We start from the raw sequence: 21,136 nt of genomic DNA on the forward strand, positions 1-21,136 counted from the left end.
ATGGGACCGCTCCCGACCGGGCCGCAGGCGCTCCTCGTCGGCGTGTCGATCCGCTTCCGCGGCGTGGTGCTGGCGCTCGCCTTCGCGCTCCTCGCCTACGGGCTGATCGCGCTCGGGCAGGCGCGCTACGACGTCTTCCCCGAATTCGCGCCGCCCTCCGTGGTGGTGCAGACCGAGGCCCCGGGCCTCAGCGCCGAGCAGGTCGAGCAGCTCGTCACCCTGCAGGTGGAGGTGGCCCTCAACGGGCTGCCGGGCGTCGAGAGCCTGCGCTCGGCCTCGATCCAGGGTCTCTCGGTCATCACGGTGGTGTTCCGCGCCGGCAGCGACGTCTTCCGCAACCGGCAGCTCGTCACCGAGCGGCTCGCCACCGTGGCGGCACGCCTGCCTCAGGGCGTCGCGCCCCCCACCATGACGGCGCTCACCTCGTCGAGCAGCACGGTGCTGCTCGCCGGGATCACCTCGGACACGCGCTCGCAGCAGGACCTGCGCACGGTCGCGGACTGGACGGTGCGGCTGCGCCTGCTCGCCGTGCCGGGCATCGCCCAAGTCTCGCTCTACGGCGGCGACGTGCGCTCGCTGCAGGTGCAGGTGCGCCCGCGCGACCTGATCCGCTTCAACATCGGGCTCAACGACGTGCTGGCGGCGGCGCGGCGCGCCACGGGCGTGCGCGGGGCGGGCTTCGTCGACACGCCGAACCAGCGCGTCACCCTCCAGACCGAAGGGCAGTCCCTCACGCCCGAGCAGCTCGCCCGCACGGTGCTGGTCAACGAGGGCGGGGCGAGCGTGGTGCTGGGCGACGTCGCCACCGTGGTCGAGGCGCCCGAGCCGCCCATCGGGGCGGCGCTGATCGACGGCCGGCCCGGCGTGCTGTTCATGATCGGCGCGCAGTACGGGGCCAACACCCTGGAGGTCACCCGCCGGGTCGAAGCGGCGCTGGACGAACTGCGCCCGGCCCTGGAGCGCGACGGCATCCGCCTGCATGCCGACCTCTTCCGGCCCGCGAACTTCATCGCGGTCGCCACCGGCAACGTCCTGCAGGCGCTGGCGCTCGGCGGCGCGCTCGTCGTCGTGGTGCTCTACCTCTTCCTGTCCGACTGGCGCACCTGCGTCATCTCCTGCGTGGCGATCCCGCTCTCGCTGCTCGCCGCCGTGCTGGCCCTGATGGCGCTCGGCGAGACCCTCAACACCATGACGCTGGGCGGGCTCGCCATCGCCATCGGCGAGGTGGTGGACGACGCGGTGATCGGGGTCGAGAACGTGATGCGGCGCCTGCGCGAGAACCGGCGCCGGGGCGATCCGGTGGCGGAACCGCGCATCGTGCTCGACGCCATCCTGGAGGTGCGCACCTCGGTCGCCTACGCGACCTTCGCGGTGCTCCTGGTCTTCCTGCCGGTCCTGACCCTCACGGGCGTGGCCGGGCGGCTCTTCGGCCCGCTCGCGCTCGCCTACATCCTGGCGGTCCTGGCCTCGCTCGCCGTCGCGCTGACGGTGACGCCCGCGCTCGCCGCCCTGCTGCTCACCGGCCGGCGCGACGCGCCGACCGCCGAGCCGCCGCTGATGCGCTGGTCGCGCCGGGCCTACGAGCGCGTGCTGCGCGGCATCGAGCGGGCGCCGCTCGTCGTCGGCACGGCGACGCTCGCATTCACCCTCGCGGCAGGCGCGCTCGTACCCTCCTTCGGCAGCACCTTCCTGCCCGATCTCAAGGAGGGGCACCTGATCCTGCACATGGTGGCGGCCCCCGGCACCTCGCTGCAGGAATCCCTGCGCCTGGGCCGCCATCTCACCGCGGCCCTGCGGGAGATCCCGGGCGTGCGGGCGGTGGCCCAGCAGGTCGGGCGGGCGGAGGCCGGACAGGACACCGCCGGCACCCATTACAGCGAGGTCCACATCGACCTCGATCCGGGTCTCGACGGCGAGGGCCAGGAGGCGGTGGAGGCCCGCATCCGCGCGCTGACCGCGGGCTTCTCGGGGGCGGCCTTCTCGCTCAAGACCTTCCTGACCGAGCGCATCGAGGAGACCGTCTCGGGCTTCACCGCGCCCGTCGTCGTCACGGTGTTCGGCCAGGATCTCGTCGCCATCGAGCGGGTGGCGCGGGACGTGGCGCGCGAACTCGGCGAGGTGCGGGGTGCGGCCGACATCCAGCAGCCGGCGCCGCCGGGCCTGCCGCAGATCACCGTCGCGCTGCGCGCCGCAGACCTGCGCCACTGGGGCCTCGACGCCGTCGCGGTGCTCGAGATGGTGCGCACCGCCTACCAGGGCGACGTGGTGGGCCAGTCCTACGAGGGCAACGCGGTCTTCAACGTCATCGTGAACCTCGACGCGGCGGTGCGCGGGCGCCTGTCGAGCCTCGGCGACCTGCCGCTGCGCACCCGCGGCGGCACCTCCGTGCTGCTGCGTCAGGTCGCCGACATCTACGAGGCGCCCGGCCGCTTCCAGGTGCTGCATCAGGGCGCGCGGCGGGTGCAGACCGTCACGGCGAACGTGGTCGGGCGCGACGTCGATTCCTTCGTGGCGCAGGCCCGCCGCAAGATCGCCCGCGAGGTCGCGCTGCCGCCGGGCACCTACGTGACCTTCTCGGGCAGCGCCGAGGAGCAGGCGCGCTCGCGGCGCGACCTCCTAGTGGCCTCGGGATTCGCCGGCGCCGGCATCCTGCTGCTGCTCGGGCTCGTGACAGGCCACTGGCGCAACCTCCTCCTCGTGCTGGCGAACCTGCCCTTCGCGGCCGTCGGCGGCGTGATCGCCGTGGCGCTGACCGGGGCCGTCCTCTCGCTCGGCTCGATGGTCGGCTTCGTGACGCTGTTCGGCATCAGCGTGCGCAACACCATCATGATGGTCTCGCACTTCGAACACCTCGTCGCCGTCGAGGGGCGCCGCTGGGACCTTGCGACGGCGGTGGAGGGCGCGGGCGACCGCCTGGTGCCGATCCTCGCCACCTCGCTCGTCACGGGCCTCGGCCTGCTGCCGCTGGCGCTCGGCTCCGGCGAGCCCGGCCGCGAGATCGAGGGGCCGATGGCGATCGTGATCCTCGGCGGCCTCGTCACCTCGACGATCCTCAACCTGCTGATCCTGCCGACGCTCGCCCTGCGGCTCGGGCAGTTCGTGCCGCCCTCCGAGCCGGACGCGCCGGCCGGCACCGCCGCGCCCCCGTCCCGGTCCCGCTCCCGCATCGGCTGACGCGCCCGCCGCCGGGGGGCTGCCCGGCGCTCATGTCGCAGGCACCGGCCGCCCGCACCGCAGGCCGGAGCCGGGGCCGGCAACCAAAGTGTGAATCTCCGCGTTCATTGATCAATTCGCGCGCGGACCGCGATCCGCCGCACTCTCACCTTGCAGGAGCACCCTCATGACGTCCGGTACGGGCACGTCTGCGCGCCGCCATGTCCGCCACATTGACATCTACTGCCCCAACGACCTCGCGCATTGGAGCCAGCGGCTCGGCATCTCCGATGCGCAGCTGCGCCAGACCGTGAAGCTCGTGGGCACGCGCGCCGCGACGGTGGCCGCCCATCACGGCATCTCGCTCTGAGGCATCGCGCCGGCCTCGCCCGCGCGGTGACGCCGCGCTGCGCGACGACGCCGACGCCCCGTTCGGCCCCGGCTCCGATCCCGGGCGGCTTCGGCGAGGCCGCCCGGGATCAGGGCGTGTCGGTCTCGGCCGCCGCCTCGGCAGCCCTGGCGCGCGAGGCCATCACCGCGTGTGCGGCCGCGCTCGGCGCGCCGTTGCCGCCAGAGACGCTGACGGTCGGGACGGCGAACGGGATGCCCTCGGCCGCGAACGCCTCCTTGATCAGCGCGTAGGCGCGGCGGCGGATCACGAACTGCTCGCCGGGCCGGGTCATCATCTTCAGCCGCACCTGGATCGCGTAGTCGCCGAAGGCCTCGACGCCCTGCATCTTGAGGGTTTCGAGGATGTGCGGGGCGAAATCCGGGTCGGCCGCCAGCGTCCGGCCGACCTCCTTCACGATGCGCTTCACCCGGGCGAGGTCGGTCTCGTAGGGCACGCCGATCGACAGCTTGTCGATCACCCAGTCGCGCGAGTAGTTCGTGATGGTGGAGAGGGCGCCGAACGGCACCGTGTGCAGCGCGCCGCGGTGGTGGCGCAGCTTGATCGAGCGCAGCGAGAACGCCTCCACGGTGCCCTTGATGCGCCCGCTCTCGATGTACTCGCCGACCCGGAACGCGTCGTCGAGCAGGAAGAACATCCCCGAGAGGATGTCCTTGACCAGGGTCTGGGCACCGAAGCCGACGGCGATCCCGACCACGCCCGCCCCCGCGAGCAGCGGCCCGACCTCGACGCCGAGGGTCGCGAGCGCCATGAGGCCGGCCACCGCCATCAGGCCGGCCAGCAGCAGGTTGCGCAGCACCGGCAGCAGCGTGCGCAGGCGCTGGCGGCGGCGCAGCTCCGCCTCGGTGGCGCCCGCCGGCGCGTCGGCCTCGCTCAGGCGCTGATCGATCCAGCCGCGCGCGACCTGCCAGACGAAATCCGCGCCCAGCACCACGATGGCGAGGTCCAGCGCCCCGCGGGCGACCCGCTCGACCGGCGTCCCGCGCGCCGTCAGCGTGGTGAGATCGATGCCGAGGATGCGCGCGATCACCAGCGCGCCCCCGACGACCAGCGCGATGCGCAAGGCCCCCTGGAGCGCGACCACCGCGAGCGGGCGCGCCCCGGCCTCCGGCGCTCCCTCCGCGGCCGGCCGTAGCAGGTGGCCGACGATCCGGCGCAGGCCGCGATGGCCGAGCACCAGCACGAAGGCCGTGACCCCGACGAAGAACGCCGCCGCGGCCCCCGCCAGGGCCGTGAGCCAGAGGCCGACGAGGTAGACGGAGACGAGCCATCCCGCCGCGTCGCGCCGCCCGCGCGCGGCGCGCGGCCCGCCGTCCGGACCGGGCCGGTTCCAGAGCGCGGCGAGCGCCAGGACCAGCGCGACGAGGCCGGCGAGCAGGCCCACGAGGCTGCGCGCGGTCGGGCTTCCGCCGAGCACGGGCACGAGGTCGAAGCTCGCCTTGCCGAACGCGAAGGCGCCGACCACCGCGGCCGACCATGCGCACCAGTAGCGCGCGGCCTCGGTGCCCATCGGCAGCAGCCGGAAGCGCTCGGCGTCGGGCGCCAGCACGACGTCGCCGCCGACCCGGGTGAGCCGCACCGTGAGGAAGACCAGGAGGTAGGCCAGCAGCACCTCCTGGAGGAGCGGCGGCCACGCGAAGACCAGGAAGACCCCGAGGCTCCCGGCCGCGAAGGCCGCCACGAGGCCGATGCCGTAGAGCGCCCGCCATCCGGTCGCGGCGAGACGCTCCTCCACGGTCGCGACGGGCAGGGCCTCCATCCGCCGGCGCAGGTCGCCCGAGAGATGCCGGAAGACCGCCTGGGCGGCGAAGCCCAGCCCCGCGAAGGCGAGGATGAGGCCGGCGGCGGCCGGAAGGCCGCGGTCGCCGGCCTCCGCCATCAGCCGCCCGCGCATCCCCGCGACCTCGCCCGGCAGGCGCGGCACGCCCGCCGCTAGGTCGCGCAGGACGTCGCGCGCCGCGTCGAGATGGCGCCCCCTCATCGGTTCCGGCGCCGCCGGAGGGATGTCCGCCGCACGCGTCCCCTCGCGCTCCAGCCACGCCCGCAGGCCGGGACGTTCGAGGAGGTCGGAGAGGGCGCGCAGATCCTCGGGGCGCGGGTTCTCTGGGATGGGGGCGGGCTGTCCGCCCGCCGGGACGGCGGCGCAGATGAGCGCGAGGACGAGGGCGGCGCGGGGGGCGAACGACCCGGACATGCTGGTGCCGATGCGTGCTGCCGCGCAGCGTGAGCCCGCAGAATACGATCTTATGGCCGGGCGGCAAAGCGCGGCCGTAAGGGCAGGTGCGTGGCCGCGCCGCATGGTCGTGGCAGCGCCACGCGGTCGCGGCAGGGCCACGCTGGATGATCCGCTCCCGGCTGAACAACCGCCGGACGACCGAGGATCCGAGCCGGCCGAGTGGCCGAGTTGCGCCAAGCGGCCTAGATGAGGCGCAGCGACAACCGGATGGTCCTGGCGGTGCAGTTCTATCTTCCGATCGCCGAGATGCCGGTGAGCGTGCTGATGCTCCTCGGGCTCGGGGCGGCGGTGGGCTTCATCTCCGGGGTCTTCGGCATCGGCGGCGGCTTCCTGATGACGCCAGTGCTGATCGTGATGGGGATCCCGCCCGCGGTCGCGGTGGCGACGCAGGGCGCGCCCATCGTCGCCTCCTCCACCACCAGCGTGCTCGCGGCCCTGCGGCGGCGGGCGATCGACCTCAGGCTCGGGCTGGTGCTGGTGGGCGGCGGCCTCGTGGGCTCGGCGCTCGGGGTCTGGTTCTTCGCCGCCCTGCGCCGGGCGGGCCAGCTCGACCTCTTCATCACCCTCGCCTACGTGACGCTGTTCACGGTCGTCGGCGGGCTGATGCTGGTCGAGGTGCTGCGCGGCCTCTGGGCGCGGCGGGGCGGCCGGGCGGCCTCGGTGCGCCTGGGGCGCGAGCACCCGCCCTACATGGGCTGGCCGCTGCGGATGCGCTTTCCCCGCTCGCGCCTCTACGCCAGCGTGATCCCGATCCTCGGGCTCGCCCTGTTCGTGGGCTTCGCGGGCGCGGTGCTCGGCATCGGCGGCGGCTTCATCATGGTGCCGGCGCTCCTCTACCTCCTGCGGGTGCCGACCGGGGTGGTGGTGGGCACCTCGCAGTTTCAGATCCTCTGGACCACCCTCGTCGCCCTGGTGCTGCACGCGGTGCAGAACCAAGCGGTCGACATCGTGCTCGCGGTGATCCTGATCGCCGGGGGCGTCTTCGGCGCACAGTTCGGCGCCCGGGCCGGGCGCAACCTGCGCGCCGACACCTTCCGGCTCCTGCTGGCGGTGCTCGTGCTCGCCGTCGACCTGCGCTTCATCCTCGAACTGACCCTGCGGCCGGCCGAGCCGTTCTCGATCGTCGTCGCGGAGGGGCGGTGATGCGCGCCGGCCTCCTCGGTCTCGCGGGCCTTCTGGCGGCGGGGGCCGCTGAGGCCGAGACGCTGGTGGTCAGCCTGTCGTTCAGCCGGCTCGCCGTCACCTCGACCTATACCGGTTCCTCGCTCGCGGTGTTCGGCGCCATCGAGCGGGACGGGCAGGCGGCGGCGCGCGCGGGCGCCTATGACATCGTGGTGACGATCCGCGGGCCGCGCCAGTCGCTCACGGTGCGCGAGAAACAGGCGCTGGGGCCGCTCTTCGTCAACCGCGACCAGCAAAAATTCGGCGACGTGCCGAGCTTCCTCGCGGTGCTCGCCTCCCGGCCGCTGCCTGAGATCGCCGACCCGGAGACGCGGGCGCGGCTGCGCCTGGGGCTCGGCGCCATCGTGGCCGCGCCCGGCCTGACGCTGGCGCGCGGCGGGGCCGAGGATCCGTTCCGCGACGCGCTCCTGCGCCTGCGCCGGGCGGAGCGGCTCTACGTCGAGAACGAGGCGGGCGTGCGCTTCCTCTCGCCGGCGGTGTTTCGCACCGGTGCGGCGCTGCCCGCCACCGCACCGGTGGGTGCCTACGACGTCGAGGTGACGCTGCTCGCGGGCGGCGTGCCGCTGGCGCGCGAGAGCGCCCGCTTCGACCTCGTCAAGGCGGGGTTCGAGCAGCAGATGGCGAGCTTCGCCCGCGACTGGTCGCTGCCCTACGGGCTCGCCACGGGCGTGCTGGCGCTGCTGTCGGGCTGGCTTGCCAGCGTGATCTTCCGGAGGGATTGAATGGACCGCGATGCTCCCGCCCCTGCCGCCGCTCTCGTGCTGGGTGCCGCGGGCCTGATCCCCTTCGTGGGCCTGAGCCTGCTCGCGATCCTCGGCCGGGCCGACCTGTTCGGGCTGCCGGTGAGGCCGGCGCTGGCGGCCTACGCGGCGATCATCGCCTCCTTTCTCGGCGGCATCCGCTGGGGGCTCGCGGCCCGGGGCGGCGGGGGCGCCGACTACCTGATCGCCGTCCTGCCCTCGCTCCTCGCCTGGGCGGCGCTCGCCGCCCCCGCCCCGTGGGACCTGCGGCTCATCGGCGCCCTGGTGCTGGCCTGGGGCGCCGTGGATCAGGACCTGCCGCGCCGGGGCCTCGCGCCCCGCTGGCTCGGGCGCCTGCGGCTCGCCCTCTCGGGCGTCGCCGGCCTCGCGCTGCTCGCGGCCGGCTATCTCGGGGCCTGATCCGCCCAGGGCGCCCCCGCGAACTGCCGCTCCAGGAAGCCGATCAGGGCCGAGACCCGGGCCGGCCGCAGGGTGCCCGGCGGCATCACGAGGTTGAGGGCGATCGGCGGCGGCGCCCAGTCGGGCATCACCCGCTCCAGCCGCCCGGCCGCGAGATCCTCCCAGATCAGGAAGTCGGGCTGCACCGCGAGCCCGAGCCCGGCCCGCAGGGCCGGCGTCAGCGCGTCCGCGTTGTTGGCACGCAGGCGCCCGGCGGGCGTCACCGCCACGTCGCGGCCCTCGGCATCCGCGAAGTGCCAGCGCTCCGGGTTCGGCAGGTAGGCGTAGCCCAGGCAGGCATGGCCCGCGAGGTCGTGCGGATGGGCCGGGCGGCCGTGCCGGTCAAGATAGGCCGGGGCGGCGACGAGGGAGCGGCGCACCGCGCAGAGCCGGCGCACCTGCAGAGAGGAATCGGCGAGCGCCGCGATGCGCAGGCCGAGGTCGAACCCGCCGCCGACGAGGTCGACCAGCGCGTCGCTCAGGTGCAGGTCGATGGCGACCTCCGGGTGCTCGGCCAGGAAGGCCGGCAGGCGCGGGCTCAGATGCGCGAGGCCGAAGGACATCGGCGCGGCGAGCCGCACGAGGCCGCGGGGCTGGCGGGCGGCGGCCTGCGCGTCGGCCTCCGCCGCCTCGCCCGCCGCGAGGATGCGGCTCGCGCCCTCCAGCGCCGACCGGCCGGCTTCCGTGAGCGCGAGCCGCCGGGAGGTGCGATGCAGCAGGCTCGTGCCGAGCCGGGCTTCGAGCCGGCTCACCGCCTTCGAGACGGTGGCGGTCGAGACGCCGAGATCCGCCGCCGCGCGGGAGAACGAGCCGGCCTGCGCCACGCGGGCGAAGACCGCCCAGGCCTCGAAGTCGGGAAGGACCGCCATTGTGGAGAATTCCGAAACGATGCCTTTCCATCGTTTCCGTTCTCGCGGATGAGGGCAAGGCCTAGATACCGCCTCGACACCGGGACCCGCGACGGTCCCCGCCCCGAGGAGGCAGCCATGACCGCCACCGGCCTTCACCACGTCACCGCGATCTCCGGCCCCGCCCGGCGCAACCTCGACTTCTACACCCGGGTCCTGGGCCTGCGCCTCGTCAAGAAGACCGTGAACTTCGACGATCCGGGCACCTACCACCTCTATTACGGCGACGAGGCGGGGCAGCCCGGCACGATCCTGACCTTCTTCCCGTGGGAGAATGTCGCGCCGGGCCGCGTCGGCCTCGGCGAGACGCAGGAGACGGCCCTGCGCGTGCCGCGCGGCTCCATCGGCTACTGGACCCACCGCCTCGTCGCGGCCGGCGTCCCGCACGAGGCCCCGGCCCAGATCCTCGGCGAGACGGTGCTGCCCTTCCGCGACCCCGACGGCCTGGCGCTCGCCCTCGTCGGGGTGACGGGGGCCGAGGCCGAGCCGGCCTGGACCGGGAGCGATGTCCCGGCCGAGCACGCGATCCGCGGCTTCCACGGCGTCACCCTGCTGCTGTGCGAGGCGGCGCCCACCGCGGCGATCCTCACCGACGTGCTCGGCCTGACGGAGACCGGGCGGGAGGGCATGCTGACCCGGTTCTCCGGCACGGCGCCGCTCGGCGGTCACGTCACCCTGCGGGCGGTGGGCGACTTCCTGCGCGGCCGGCCGGGCGGCGGCTCGGTGCACCACATCGCCTTCCGGGCGGCGGACGACGCCGCGCAGGCCGCGATGGCGGAGCGCCTCGCCGCCGGGCACGGCCTCGCGGTGACCGAGCAGCGCGATCGCAACTACTTCCGGTCGGTGTACTTCCGCGAGCCGGGGGGCGTGCTGTTCGAGATCGCCACCGACGCGCCGGGCTTCGCGGCGGACGAGCCCGCCGGGAGCCTGGGGGAGACGCTCAAGCTGCCGGCCTTCCTGGAGCCGCACCGCCGCGAGATCGAGCGGGTGCTGCCGAAGGTGGCCTGATCCCGCCCGGCTCCCGCCGGACCGGGTGGCGCCGTGACCGGCTCCCGCCGGAGGGGCGCCGCCCGGTCAGCCGGCGGCGCGGGTCGCCATCACGTCCGGCAGCCAGCGCTCGATCGTGGCGTAGAGATCCGTCCACGCGAAGGGCTTGCCGACATGGTCGTTCATGCCCGCGGCGCGGTAGAGCGCGACCTGCTCGGGCAGCACGTTGGCGCTCATCGCGATGATCGGCACGTTGCGGGCCGGATGGTTGAGGGCGCGGATCGCCCGGGTGGCGGCGAGCCCGTCCATGCCCGGCATCTGCACGTCGATCAGCACGAGATCGTAGTCGCCGCCCGGCACCGCCGCCACCGCCGCCTCGCCGCTGTCGACCACGTCGACCGCGTAGCCCGCCCGCTCCAGCACCACGCGGGCGAGTTCGAGGTTGATCGCGAGGTCGTCGGCGAGCAGCAGGCGGGCCGGACGCACGGGGGCGGTGCGGGCGGGCCCCGCCGCGGGCGCCGCCGCGGCCGGCGCCGATTCCCGCGGCAGGTCGACCTCGAACCAGAAGGTCGAGCCCTCGCCCTCGCGGCTCTCGACGCCGATGCGCCCGCCCATCAGCTCGATCAGGCGCTTGGCGATGGCCAGCCCCAGGCCGGTCCCGCCGTAGCGGCGCGCCACCGAACCGTCGGCCTGCGAGAAGGTCTGGAACAGGCGGCCGAGCCGGTCGGCCGGGATGCCGATGCCGGTGTCGCTCACCGCCACCCGCACGCTCTCGGTGCGCCGGCCGGGCCGGGCCGAGACGGTGATGCGGCCTTGCGCGGTGAACTTCGCGGCGTTGCCGAGGAAGTTGAGCAGCACCTGCCGCAGGCGGTTGTCGTCGCCGCGGCGCCAGGGCGCCAGGGCCGGATCGATCTCCACCGCGAGGGCGAGCCCCTTGGCCTCGGCGGTGTGGCGCATCACCGCGACCGCATCCTCGATCAGGCGCGGGAGCGCGAAGGCGACCGGCTCGAGGGTGATCTGACCGGCCTCGATCTTGGCGAAATCGAGCACGTCGTCGACGATGACGCTCAGCGACTGGCTCGCCGCGGACGCGATCTCGGCATAGCGCCGCTGCGTCGGCGAGAGGAGGCGATCCGCCGCCAGGAGGTCGGCGAACCCCTTGATGGCGTTGAGCGGCGTGCGGATCTCGTGGCTCATCATCGCGACGAACTCGGTCTTGGCCCGGCTCGCATTCTCGGCCCGGGCCTGGGCGAGTTCGGCGACGTCGCGGGCAAGCCGCAGCGCCTCGGCCTGCTCGTGCTGGCGCGTCACCTCCCGGGAGACGACGAGGAATCGGTCGGGGCCGCCGGGGTCGGGGAGCGGCGCCACCGCGATGTCCCACCATTTCGGCGTGCCCCGGGCACCCGGGCAGAAGAGCGTGACCTCGGCGGTGCGGCCGGTGCGGGCCTCCTGCATCGCCCCCTCGAACACCGCGCGGCTCTCGGGCGGCAGCAGGGTGTCGAAGCGGCAGCCCATCACCGCCTGCGGCGCGTCGAGTTCGAGCAGGCAGAGGCCGCGGTCGTTGATGAAGGTGAGGTGCCCGTCGCCGTCCAGCACCTTGATGCAGTCGGGGCTGGTGCGCAGGATGTTTTCGAGGAAGCCGCGGCTCTGCGCGAGGTCGCGGGTGCGCGCCGCCACCTCGTCCTCCAGCGTCCGGTTCGCCGCCGCCAGCGCCCGATCGCGCTCCCGCAGCCGGGCAAGGAGGGCGGCGAGCGCGCCCGCGAGGGTGCGCGCCTCCGCGCACCCGCGCGGGCGCAGCGCCGCGTCCGGAACCTCGTCGAGGCCGGTGATGCTCTCGGCCGTGCGGCTGAGCGCGAGGAGCGGCGCGGCGATGCGCCCGGCCGCCCCCCAGCCGACCAGCGCGAACAGCACCGCGAAGGCCCCGCCCCCGGCCGCGATCTCCAGGCTGAGGCGGCGGGCGGGTGCGAAGGCCGTGTCGGCCGGTTCGAGCACCAGCACGGTCCAGCCGAGCCCCGCATAGGCGCCGGCGCCCACGGAGCGGCTCGCCCCGACCAGGAAGCTGCGCCCGTCCGCCCAGGTCTCCCGGCTGTAGCCCTCCATCGCGCCCGCCGGCAGGCGGTCGGGATGGTCCGGCAGCCGCGTGCCGCGCAGGCCCGGCGGGCCGAGCAGCACCGTGCCGTCGCGTCCGAGGACGAGCGCCGTCGCCTGGGGGGCGCGGGCCGCCGCGGCCGCGAGCACGGTCCCGGCCACGTGATCGGCCCAGCTCCAGCTCAGGTGGCCGCCCACCACGCCCACGACCTCGCCCGCTGCGTCGCGCAGGGGGGCCGCGACGTCGACGAAGCGGAGCGGCTCGCCGTTCGCGCCGGGCGGCAGCAGCCCGGCGAGCAGCTTGGCCTCGCGGACATCCCCCGCGTGCGGTCCCTTCAGGGCCTCCCGGAACCACGGCCGTTCGGCGACGCTCCGGCCTTCGAGGAGGCCACCCGTGGCCGCCCGCACGGTCCCGTCGCGGTCGGCGAAGCCGATCCAGGCATAGGTCGGGGCGGCGGCGTGCAGGGCCTTGATCCAGGCGCGCTGCGCCCCGCCCCCCGGCGCCGCTCCGGCGGCCACGCTCGACAGCACCTGCATGTCCGACAGGCGCTCCTGCATCGTCGTGTCGAGCAGGGTGCGGATCTGCCCGGCGAGGCCGGCGACCTCGTCGCCGATGCGCGCCCGCAGGCGCTCGGCGGCGAGGTGCTGGACGGCCAGCGCCCCGGCGAGGGTGAGGGTAAGAGCCAAGCCGGCGAAGGCCGCGGCCAGAAGTGTACGCAGGCGCATGCGGACCCACCGGATCAGGGGCGACGAAGGCCCCGACCTACGATATCTGCGTTAGCACTCTGACAACACTGGCCGGTCGGTCTATGCCCTCGGGCGCCGCGCACCGGCCCCGCGCCGTGAGGAGACCCCACACCCGTGCCATCCGTCGATGCGACGATCGGGATCCGCCCGGGCTCCGCCGCGGCCGGGGCGGCGAGCGCCGTCTACGGCCTGCCGCCCGCCGTGCTCGCCGAGGTGCCGTCCGGCGCGCTCCAGTTCTCCCCCACGATCCCGGGCTCGGCCGCCCTCGAGGATCTCGGCCCCGGCAGCCTCGACTCCCTCGTCCTGCTGGCGCCGCCGGGCACGATCGAGCGGCGGGCCGCCCTGGCGCTCGGCCTTCGGGCGCTCGCCCCCGGCGGGTCCCTGACCGCGCTCGCGCCCAAGGACAGGGGCGGCACGCGGCTGTCGCGCGAACTCGCCGGTTTCGGCTGCGCGGTGGAGGAGGCCGCCAAGCGCCACCACCGCATCTGCCGCACGCGTCGGCCGGCCGCGCCGACGGGGCTGGAGGAGGCGATCGCCGCAGGCGCCCCCCGGATGGTGCCCGAGATTGGCCTGTGGTCGCAGCCCGGCGTGTTCAGCTGGAACCGGATCGATCCGGGCACCGCGCTGCTGCTGGCCCACCTGCCGCCGCTCGCCGGGCGCGGCGGCGATCTCGGCTGCGGCATCGGGGTGATCGCCCGGGCGGTGCTGGCCTCGCCCCGCGTCACGGCGCTGACCCTCGTCGACATCGACCGCCGGGCGGTGGAGGCGGCGCGCCGCAACCTCACCGATCCGCGCGCCCAGGTGGTCTGGGCGGATGCCCGGGTTGAGGGCGCGCTGCCGGAGCGGCTCGACTTCGTGGTCTCGAACCCGCCCTTCCACCACGAGGGGGCCGAGGATCAGGCGCTGGGCCAAACGCTCATCCGGCGTGCGGCCGCGGCGCTGCGGCCGGGGGGCAGCTTCTGGCTCACCGCCAACACGCACCTGCCCTACGAGGCGGTTCTGGCCGAGGCGTTCCGGCAGGTGACGCCGGTCGCCGCCGCGAACGGCTACAAGCTCTACGAGGCCCGCCGGTGAGCGGCACGGTGCGGCTCGACCGCCTGCTCGCCAATCTCGGCTACGGCTCGCGCCGGGAGATCCAGGCGCTGGCCCGCGCGGGCGCGATCCGCCTCGACGGTGCGCCCCTGCGGGAGGCCGACCGGCGCATCGCCGTGACGCGCGACCTCGCCGGCCGGCTCACCGTCGACGGCGAGGCCATGGACCCGCCGCCCGGCCTCGCCCTGATGCTGCACAAGCCGCTCGGGGTCACCTGCTCGCACAAGGAGGCGGGGCCCCTGGTCTACGGGCTGCTGCCGGAGCGCTGGCGCCGCCGCGACCCGCCGCTCTCCACGGTGGGCCGCCTCGACAAGGAAACCTCGGGCCTCCTGCTGCTCACCGACGACGGCGCGCTCCTGCACCGGATCATCTCCCCGAAGGCGAAGGTGGCCAAGCGCTACCAAGTCACGCTGGATCGACCCTTGCGCGGCGACGAGGGCGCGGTCTTCGCCTCCGGCACCCTGATGCTGGAGGGCGAGGAGCGGCCTCTCCTGCCGGTCGCCCTGGAGGTGCACGGCCCGACGAGCGCCGCCGTGACCCTGACGGAGGGCCGCTACCACCAGGTCCGGCGGATGTTCGCGGCGCTGGGCAACCACGTCACGGCGCTCCACCGCGACCGGATCGGCGCCCTCGCCCTGCCGGCCGATCTGGCGCCCGGGCAGTACCGCCTCCTCGGCGAGGCCGACGTGGCGGCCGTGTTCGCCGAGCCGGGGGAGGAGCCGGGCCGGTAGGCGCGCCGTCCCGCACCAACGCTTCGGCCGGCGGCGACGCCCTTGGGCGAGGGCGGAGGCGCGACCATCCGTCCCCGACCTTCGGCACAAGCCCCCGGGCCGGCCTCACGACAGCGTCGTCAGGTCCTGGAACCAGTGCTGGGCCTGGGTGTAGCCCTTCACCTTGGCCGAGAGCGCGTGCGGGTTGGTGTCGTGGACGACCCAGACCTGCACCGCGTCGTCCACGATGATCTCGTGCACGCGGGCCAGCAGCCGGTCCTGCTCGGCGGCGTCGAAGCTCGACGTGATCTTGTCGCAGAGGGCGTCGACCTCGGGGTTGCGGTAGTGGCTCCAGTTCACGCCGGTCGGGGCGATCTGCTTCGAGGCGTAGAAGCGCAGGATGGCGTAGAGCGGATCGGAGGTGACGTAGGCGATGTTGCTGCCGGTCACGCCCTTCAGCGAGGGATCGGCCGCCCCCTGGCGCCACGCCGTGTAGGCCACCTCCAGCTCCACCGGCCGGAACTCCACCGCGATGCCGACCTCGGCCCAGCTCTGCTGCACGAACTCGTTGATCGGCAGCGACAGCATCTGGCCCGAGCCGCCGGTCGGGATGATGAACGTCGTGCGCAGCGGGTTCTGGGGCGAGTAACCCGCCTCCCGCACCAGCTTGCGGGCCGTGTCGACGTCGGTGCCGATCTTGAAGCTCGGCTTGCCGAACCACGGGCTCGACGGCTGCACCTGGCCCACAGCCGGGGTGGCGAGGCCGCCCATCAGCGCTACCACCGCCTCGCGGTCGATGGCGAGGTTGGCGGCCTTGCGCAGGCGCAGGTCGCGCCACGGGCTGCCCTCCAGCATCGACAGGTGGTAGTTCCAGACATGCGGCGTGTCGTTGCCCGTCACCCGCATGCCCGCCGCCTTGAGCCGCGGCACCGCGTCGGGGGCGGGCAGCTCGACGAGGTCGACGGAGCCGCTGAGCAGCGCGTTGGCCCGGGCGAGGTTGTCGGGGATGCAGGTGAGCGTCAGCTTGGCGAGCCGCGGCATCCGCTTCTTGTTCCAGTAGGTCTCGTTCGGCACGAGGTCGAGGCGCACCCGCGGCACGAGCTGGCCCATCCGGTAGGGGCCGGTGCCGGACGGCTCGAAGGCGAACTTGGTCCAGTCGCGCCCCAGCTTCTCGAACTGCGCCGGCGAGGAGATCAGGAACCAGAGCATCTGGTAGGGAAACAGCGCGTCCACCGCCTTGGTGGTGACCTGCACGCTCATCGGCCCGAGCTTGCGCCAGGAGGCGACCGAGGGCAGGCGCGGGCGCACCTGCGCGGCCTGACGCTGGTCGTAATGCGCCGCCTTGTCGTTGAGCACCTTGTCGAAGTTCCAGATCACCGCGTCCGCGTCGAAGGCGGAGCCGTCGTGGAACGTCACGCCCTCGCGCAGGGTGAAGACCCAGTTCCGGCGGTCGGCCGGATCGCTCTCCCAGGCGGTGGCGAGGCCCGGGACGAGCTTGCCCGGCCGGTCGGCCACGTCGAGTTCCCAGGCGACCAGCGGGTCGTAGAGGGTGAGGCCGGTGAACTGGTAGCCCCCCGCGCCCCGGTCCGGCTGGCCGGTGGTGAGCGGCAGGTCGAACATCGAGATGCCGTAGTTCAGGCTGCCGGCGGGTGCGCCCTGCTGCGCGAGCACGGGGCCGGTCGGCCCGAGCGCGGCGAGCGCGGATGCCCCGGCCACGAACTGGCGGCGGGAGAGGGAGAAATGGCTCATCGAGGACCCCGTGTGCGGCGGCCCCCGCGGCCGCCCGATCGTACGGGCCGGCCCAGGCAAATTGTATGCAACATGCCAGCGGAAGAGCTGCGGCGGGGCGCCGCTGCCGGCCGGCCGTGACGGTTCGCCCACCCGGAACCCGAGGTCCTGCCCAGGCGGCCAGCCTCACGGCAGGGCCGGCGTGGGCTGCACATAGGCGGCCTCGACGCCGTCGGCCTTGAGCAGGGCGGCGACGACCGCGTCCTGGCGGTCCGAGGGGACGCCCGACACGATGAAGTACCGGCTCAGGAGAGGATCCGCGACGGTGGGATGCTGGGGCCTCGCGACGCCGCCGTAAGGCGCCAGGGCCGCCTGGAAGGCGGAGGCCGCGCCGCGCCGCGCGCGCTCGGCCGCCTCCGGGCGGAGCAGGACGACGATATCCATGACCGGCTTCCCCCGGAGAGCGCCCGACGCCTGCCTCGCCGCGGCGGGCAGGAGGCCCGCGGCGGCGATCGCGGCGACCAGCAGGGCCGTGACACCACGGCGACGTGTGACCATACAGGAGGACGAGGGGCCGGGGCAGCCGCCGGGCGGCCCCGGCCCGGGGACGGCAGGAAGCGCCGTCCGGACCGTCATCTCCCGCCTTCGATCACGCCGATCAGCCAGTCCGGCGCGCCGCCGCCGTCGAGCCCCTCGCGGCTCGTCGGCATCGGATCGGCCGCGCCCTCGGGGCCCGAAGCGCCGAGCGCCATCAGCAGGGAGACGGGAGCCGCCCCCCCGTTGGCGGCCGGCTCCTCCACGCCCGCACTCCCCGCGGGCGCGGGATGGATCGTCGCCGAGCGGCTCTCCGCCTCCGACATGTCGATCGTGATGCGCATGACCGTGCCCTCCCGCTACCAGCCGAGCACCGCGTACCGGCCCTCGATGTTGACGGGTTCCGGCGTCACGTTGGTGATGGAGATCCAGTAGGTCACGAACTGGTCGTTCGCCCGCTCCACCTGCACGGACCAGCTCACCTGGGGGCCGCCCGGCCGCGGGTTGGTCGGCACCACCGTCCACACGACGTGCCAGTGCGCCGGCCAGTTGAAGGTGAACCAGCGCTGGGTCGCGTTGGCGGGCACGATGCCGGTGAACTGGACGCCGACCCATTCGCCCGTCTGCAGGGCGAGCGGGATCAGCTGGCGCAGGTTGGGGCGGTTGCCGATGCGCTCCGTGCGCGGACGGCCCGGTGCGTCCTGCTGCGGCGATCCCGAGGCCCGCAGGAGCTGGCGCGCCCTCGAGGGCGTCAGCGGAATGCGGCCGGCGGCCCGGAGCACGCCCTGCACGCAGCCGAGGGCGCCGACCACGATGGGCGAGGCGCTGGACGTGCCGCTGAACGTGTCCGTGTACCAGAGATCCTCGCTCGTTCCGCCCTGGAGGTCGCCGTAGCCGGCCGTCGTCACCTCGCGGCCCCAGCCCTGCACGTCGACGGCCGAGCCGTAATTCGAGAAGTCGAGCCGCGACCGGTCGGGCCCCCAGTTGCGGCCGTGCGTTCCGGGCGGCGGCGCGCCGGCGCCGACGAGAACCGCACCGGAATCCCGCAGGTTGCGGTTGAACGGGTTGCGCCAGTCGGCCGGGAAGCCCGCCAGGGCCGTGTTGTAGACCGGATCGTCGAGGTTGTTGTTGCCGTTGCCGGCCGCCTCGACGACGATGATGCCGCGGTTCACGGCGTACCGGATCGCGGCGAAATCCGCCGGCCACCATTCCACCGAGGTCCAGCCCCGGGTGGGATGGCCGTACTGCACCTCCAGCAGGATGATGTCGCCCGGACGCAGCCGGTCGGCCGCGGCCACGATGGCGCCGGGCAGCCCGCCGGCATCGAAGATGGACGAGCCGCGGATGGTGGCCGCCGCGCAGATGCCGGTGACGCCGATGGTGTTCAGGTCGCCGCCGATCTCGCCCGCGACCGCGGTACCATGATTGCGCCAGCCGATGTCGGTCGTCTGCGTGCCGATCACGCCGCCCTGGTTCTGGATCAGGTCCTCGTGCGTGAAGCGCCACGCGCCCTCGCAATCGATGATCTGCACGTTCGTCCCGCGTCCCCCCGCGAGCGTCCAGGCATAGGGCGCATCGATGCCGCCGGGTGCCGGGCCGAGATAGCCCTGGCGCGCGGTGAAGTCGGGCGTGACGGGCGGCGCCGCCTCGGGGCTCGCCGCCATGACGTTGAGGTCGTCGCCCTCCTCGAACGGGACGGCCTCCAGCGTGGCGCCGGCCGCCGGCTGCGGGGCCGGTGTGACGTAGGCTCCGGCCATCGTCGGCAGGCCGGCGAGCTGCTTGGCGAGATCGTCGAGCGCCTCGTCGGGAGCCTCGACCTGATAGTAGAGGTGCAGGTTCGGCATCTCGTCCGGCATCTCGGACGTCGTCTCCGCGGTTCTGCCGGCCGCCAGGCTCGCGACGGAGGCCTGCATGCGCTCCTCGGATTTTCCGAACAGCGGCCGGAGATGGGCGCCCGTCTTCTCCAGTGTTCTGTTGAGGCTCGCGACGTCCATGTCGGCCAGGGACGATACGCTCGCGGTCCCGGCGCGCAGGGCGGCCTCCGGTTTGGCGATCGCGACGAGAACCCGTCTTGATGGGAACCGCGTATTCCTGTTGTCGGCCCGTGGCTTCGGCTGACCGTTGGTCTTCGCAGACATAGCTTCAGCTCCTTGCTCTGAACATGGAACTTTCTGCAAGCACAGCGGAAATGACGAAAATTCGCAGAACGCGTTCGCGACGTCGTCGTTTTTCGAACGTGGGGGCGCTTCAGCGAGGTCCGTCAGCAGTCGGACCGTCTCGTAGCCGGCACAACTCCGATCAAGCCTCGACGTGAAAAAGAAAGCGCTTGGTCGCAGCGCAATCCTCGCCGCAAGATCCGGCGGATCTGATCAAAAATCAGTATCGGTGCTCATAAGAGGCCAAAACGCCCCAACCAGATGAGAAACTAACACGCATCTATTGCAGTCGCAATGGCGAATACTCGTTCCGGTGTATTGCGAAAAATTCAGTTGCTTGGATCGATGGATGGGCCGGCGAGCTTGAGCATGGCGCCGGGCAGCGAGCGGGTATCCCGCCCATGCCCGCCTGCGGGACACCGGCGCGCGGCCGACCACGCGCGGATCGCGCATAAAGACATCTTTATGTCTTGATTGCTTCCTATCGGAGCCCCTGCTATAGCGCCGCCCGGACGGCCGCCAGGGAGCATCACATGCCGAGCACGCAGGACTACATCGTCAAGGACATCGGGCTGGCCGATTTCGGCCGCAAGGAGATCGCGATCGCCGAGACCGAGATGCCCGGCCTGATGGCCGTGCGCGAGGAATACGCCGCGAGCCAGCCCCTCAAGGGCGCCAAGATCGCCGGCTCGCTGCACATGACGATCCAGACCGCGGTGCTGATCGAGACGCTGAAGGCGCTCGGCGCCGACATCCGCTGGGTGTCCTGCAACATCTACTCGACCCAGGACCACGCCGCCGCCGCGATCGCCGCCGCCGGCATCCCGGTCTTCGCCGTGAAGGGCGAGACGCTGACCGAGTACTGGGACTACACCGCCAAGCTGTTCGAGTGGCATGACGGCGGCATGCCGAACATGATCCTCGACGACGGCGGCGACGCCACGATGTTCGTGCATGCCGGCCTGCGCGCCGAGCAGGGCGACACGGCCTTCCTCGACAAGCCGGGCTCCGAGGAAGAGGAGATCTTCTTCGCGCTGATCAAGCGCACGCTCAAGGAGAAGCCGCGCGGCTGGTTCGCGGGCCTCGCCGATTCGATCAAGGGCGTCTCGGAGGAGACCACCACGGGCGTGCACCGCCTCTACCTCCTCGCCAAGGAGGGCAAGCTGCTCTTCCCGGCGATCAACGTGAACGACTCGGTGACGAAGTCGAAGTTCGACAACCTCTACGGGTGCCGCGAGTCCCTGGTCGACGGCATCCGCCGCGGCACCGACGTGATGATGGCCGGCAAGGTCGCGATGGTCGCGGGCTTCGGCGACGTCGGCAAGGGCTCGGCCGCGAGCCTGCGCAACGCGGGCTGCCGCGTGCTGGTCTCGGAGGTCGATCCGATCTGCGCGCTCCAGGCCGCCATGGAGGGCTACGAGGTCACCACGATGGAGGATGCCGCCCCGCGCGCCGACATCTTCGTGACCGCCACCGGCAACAAGGACGTCATCACCCTCGACCACATGCGGGCGATGAAGGACCGGGCCATCGTCTGCAACATCGGCCACTTCGACAACGAGATCCAGGTCGCGGGTCTCAAGAACCTGAAGTGGCAGAACATCAAGCCGCAGGTGGACGAGATCGAGTTCGCGGACGGCCACCGCATCATCCTGCTGTCGGAGGGGCGGCTCGTGAACCTCGGCAACGCCATGGGTCACCCGTCCTTCGTGATGTCGGCCTCCTTCACCAACCAGACGCTCGCTCAGATCGAGCTCTGGACCAATCAGGGCAAGTACGACCGTCAGGTCTACACCCTGCCCAAGGCCCTCGACGAGAAGGTCGCGGCGCTCCACCTCGAGAAGATCGGCGTCAAGCTGACGAAGCTGCGCCCCGATCAGGCCGCCTATATCGGCGTCAGCGAGGCCGGTCCGTTCAAGCCCGACCATTACCGCTACTGAGACCTGATCTGTTCCGGACCTGACCTGGAAGAGCCCGGCCCTTACGGCCGGGCTCTTTCGTGTCCAG

16 protein-coding genes are annotated in these 21,136 nt (G+C 73.2%); 9 read left to right on the forward strand and 7 right to left on the reverse strand.

Going from position 1 to position 21,136, the window contains the following annotated elements:
- Both MFF61_RS08365 and MFF61_RS08370 read left to right on the forward strand, forming a co-directional pair.
- Entirely contained in the window at positions 1-3,174 is a 3,174-nt protein-coding gene (locus tag MFF61_RS08365) for an efflux RND transporter permease subunit (protein WP_238234631.1), read from the forward strand.
- Between the two features lie 166 nt (positions 3,175-3,340).
- Positions 3,341-3,523, forward strand: coding sequence for a DUF3606 domain-containing protein (locus tag MFF61_RS08370; protein WP_238234632.1), 183 nt, complete (start codon positions 3,341-3,343; stop codon positions 3,521-3,523).
- Positions 3,524-3,632: 109 nt separating this feature from the next.
- On the opposite strand, the gene MFF61_RS08375 is transcribed toward MFF61_RS08370, so the two are convergent.
- Complete coding sequence (locus MFF61_RS08375; RefSeq protein ID WP_238234633.1) at positions 3,633-5,756, reverse strand: mechanosensitive ion channel family protein; 2,124 nt, start codon at positions 5,754-5,756, stop codon at positions 3,633-3,635.
- Positions 5,757-6,017: 261 nt separating this feature from the next.
- Here MFF61_RS08375 and MFF61_RS08380 point away from each other — a divergent pair, with 261 nt between their 5' ends.
- From MFF61_RS08380 to MFF61_RS08390, 3 genes are read left to right on the forward strand one after another with little or no spacing between them, the layout of a single operon-like run.
- Entirely contained in the window at positions 6,018-6,941 is a 924-nt protein-coding gene (locus tag MFF61_RS08380; protein ID WP_238234779.1) for a sulfite exporter TauE/SafE family protein, read from the forward strand.
- The gene (locus tag MFF61_RS08385) at positions 6,941-7,702 is read left to right on the forward strand and encodes a TIGR02186 family protein (RefSeq protein ID WP_238234634.1); all 762 of its coding nucleotides are present in this window, start codon (positions 6,941-6,943) and stop codon (positions 7,700-7,702) included. The genes MFF61_RS08380 and MFF61_RS08385 overlap by 1 nt, the downstream gene beginning before the upstream one ends.
- The gene (locus tag MFF61_RS08390) at positions 7,703-8,140 is read left to right on the forward strand and encodes a DUF3429 domain-containing protein (protein WP_238234635.1); all 438 of its coding nucleotides are present in this window, start codon (positions 7,703-7,705) and stop codon (positions 8,138-8,140) included.
- Here MFF61_RS08390 and MFF61_RS08395 read toward each other — a convergent pair.
- Entirely contained in the window at positions 8,125-9,048 is a 924-nt protein-coding gene (locus MFF61_RS08395) for a LysR family transcriptional regulator (protein WP_238234636.1), read from the reverse strand. The two genes, MFF61_RS08390 and MFF61_RS08395, sit on opposite strands and share 16 nt — an antisense overlap.
- Positions 9,049-9,165: 117 nt before the next feature.
- On the opposite strand from MFF61_RS08395, the gene MFF61_RS08400 reads away from it, so the two are divergent.
- Positions 9,166-10,095: a VOC family protein gene (locus tag MFF61_RS08400; protein ID WP_238234637.1), complete on the forward strand. Its 930-nt coding sequence runs from the start codon at positions 9,166-9,168 to the stop codon at positions 10,093-10,095.
- 66 nt (positions 10,096-10,161) lie between these two features.
- Here MFF61_RS08400 and MFF61_RS08405 read toward each other — a convergent pair whose 3' ends face one another.
- Positions 10,162-12,888 (reverse strand): ATP-binding protein, encoded by a 2,727-nt coding sequence (locus MFF61_RS08405; RefSeq protein WP_238234638.1) that lies wholly within the window; start codon positions 12,886-12,888, stop codon positions 10,162-10,164.
- A gap of 162 nt (positions 12,889-13,050) precedes the next feature.
- Here MFF61_RS08405 and MFF61_RS08410 point away from each other — a divergent pair, with 162 nt between their 5' ends.
- Together MFF61_RS08410 and MFF61_RS08415 are read left to right on the forward strand one after the other, a co-directional pair.
- On the forward strand, positions 13,051-13,983 hold the full coding sequence (locus tag MFF61_RS08410; protein ID WP_373324662.1) for a class I SAM-dependent methyltransferase: 933 nt from the start codon (positions 13,051-13,053) through the stop codon (positions 13,981-13,983).
- Positions 13,980-14,732: a pseudouridine synthase gene (locus MFF61_RS08415; protein WP_238234639.1), complete on the forward strand. Its 753-nt coding sequence runs from the start codon at positions 13,980-13,982 to the stop codon at positions 14,730-14,732. Before MFF61_RS08410 ends, MFF61_RS08415 begins: the two co-directional genes overlap by 4 nt.
- Positions 14,733-14,837: 105 nt before the next feature.
- Here MFF61_RS08415 and MFF61_RS08420 read toward each other — a convergent pair whose 3' ends face one another.
- From MFF61_RS08420 to MFF61_RS08435, 4 genes are all read right to left on the reverse strand, one after another.
- A complete protein-coding gene (locus MFF61_RS08420; protein ID WP_238234640.1) occupies positions 14,838-16,460 on the reverse strand; it encodes an ABC transporter substrate-binding protein in 1,623 nt (540 codons plus the stop codon).
- Positions 16,461-16,625: 165 nt separating this feature from the next.
- Positions 16,626-16,883, reverse strand: a complete 258-nt coding sequence (locus MFF61_RS08425; RefSeq protein WP_238234641.1) for a hypothetical protein — start codon at positions 16,881-16,883, stop codon at positions 16,626-16,628.
- Positions 16,884-17,071: 188 nt separating this feature from the next.
- Complete coding sequence (locus MFF61_RS08430) at positions 17,072-17,317, reverse strand: hypothetical protein (protein WP_238234642.1); 246 nt, start codon at positions 17,315-17,317, stop codon at positions 17,072-17,074.
- Between the two features lie 15 nt (positions 17,318-17,332).
- A complete protein-coding gene (locus tag MFF61_RS08435; RefSeq protein ID WP_238234643.1) occupies positions 17,333-19,111 on the reverse strand; it encodes a S8 family peptidase in 1,779 nt (592 codons plus the stop codon).
- Positions 19,112-19,662: 551 nt separating this feature from the next.
- Here MFF61_RS08435 and ahcY point away from each other — a divergent pair.
- Positions 19,663-21,069 (forward strand): adenosylhomocysteinase, encoded by a 1,407-nt coding sequence (gene ahcY, locus MFF61_RS08440; protein ID WP_238234644.1) that lies wholly within the window; start codon positions 19,663-19,665, stop codon positions 21,067-21,069.
- Positions 21,070-21,136: the final 67 nt, after the last annotated feature.

Source organism: Methylobacterium isbiliense, from assembly GCF_022179325.1.
In the GTDB taxonomy this organism is placed as follows: Bacteria; Pseudomonadota; Alphaproteobacteria; order Rhizobiales; family Beijerinckiaceae; genus Methylobacterium; species Methylobacterium isbiliense.

Excerpts from the sequence above, each read along its gene's own strand:
- MFF61_RS08370 (WP_238234632.1), top strand. The coding sequence starts at position 3,341 with ATGACGTCCGGTACGGGCACGTCTGCGCGCCGCCATGTCCGCCACATT.
- MFF61_RS08390 (WP_238234635.1), top strand. The coding sequence starts at position 7,703 with ATGGACCGCGATGCTCCCGCCCCTGCCGCCGCTCTCGTGCTGGGTGCC.
- MFF61_RS08365 (WP_238234631.1), top strand. The coding sequence starts at position 1 with ATGGGACCGCTCCCGACCGGGCCGCAGGCGCTCCTCGTCGGCGTGTCG.
- MFF61_RS08400 (WP_238234637.1), top strand. The coding sequence starts at position 9,166 with ATGACCGCCACCGGCCTTCACCACGTCACCGCGATCTCCGGCCCCGCC.
- MFF61_RS08395 (WP_238234636.1), bottom strand. The coding sequence starts at position 9,048 with ATGGCGGTCCTTCCCGACTTCGAGGCCTGGGCGGTCTTCGCCCGCGTG.
- MFF61_RS08420 (WP_238234640.1), bottom strand. The coding sequence starts at position 16,460 with ATGAGCCATTTCTCCCTCTCCCGCCGCCAGTTCGTGGCCGGGGCATCC.
- MFF61_RS08425 (WP_238234641.1), bottom strand. The coding sequence starts at position 16,883 with ATGGATATCGTCGTCCTGCTCCGCCCGGAGGCGGCCGAGCGCGCGCGG.
- MFF61_RS08430 (WP_238234642.1), bottom strand. The coding sequence starts at position 17,317 with ATGCGCATCACGATCGACATGTCGGAGGCGGAGAGCCGCTCGGCGACG.
- MFF61_RS08405 (WP_238234638.1), bottom strand. The coding sequence starts at position 12,888 with ATGCGCCTGCGTACACTTCTGGCCGCGGCCTTCGCCGGCTTGGCTCTT.
- MFF61_RS08375 (WP_238234633.1), bottom strand. The coding sequence starts at position 5,756 with ATGTCCGGGTCGTTCGCCCCCCGCGCCGCCCTCGTCCTCGCGCTCATC.
- MFF61_RS08435 (WP_238234643.1), bottom strand. The coding sequence starts at position 19,111 with ATGTCTGCGAAGACCAACGGTCAGCCGAAGCCACGGGCCGACAACAGG.
- MFF61_RS08385 (WP_238234634.1), top strand. The coding sequence starts at position 6,941 with ATGCGCGCCGGCCTCCTCGGTCTCGCGGGCCTTCTGGCGGCGGGGGCC.
- ahcY (WP_238234644.1), top strand. The coding sequence starts at position 19,663 with ATGCCGAGCACGCAGGACTACATCGTCAAGGACATCGGGCTGGCCGAT.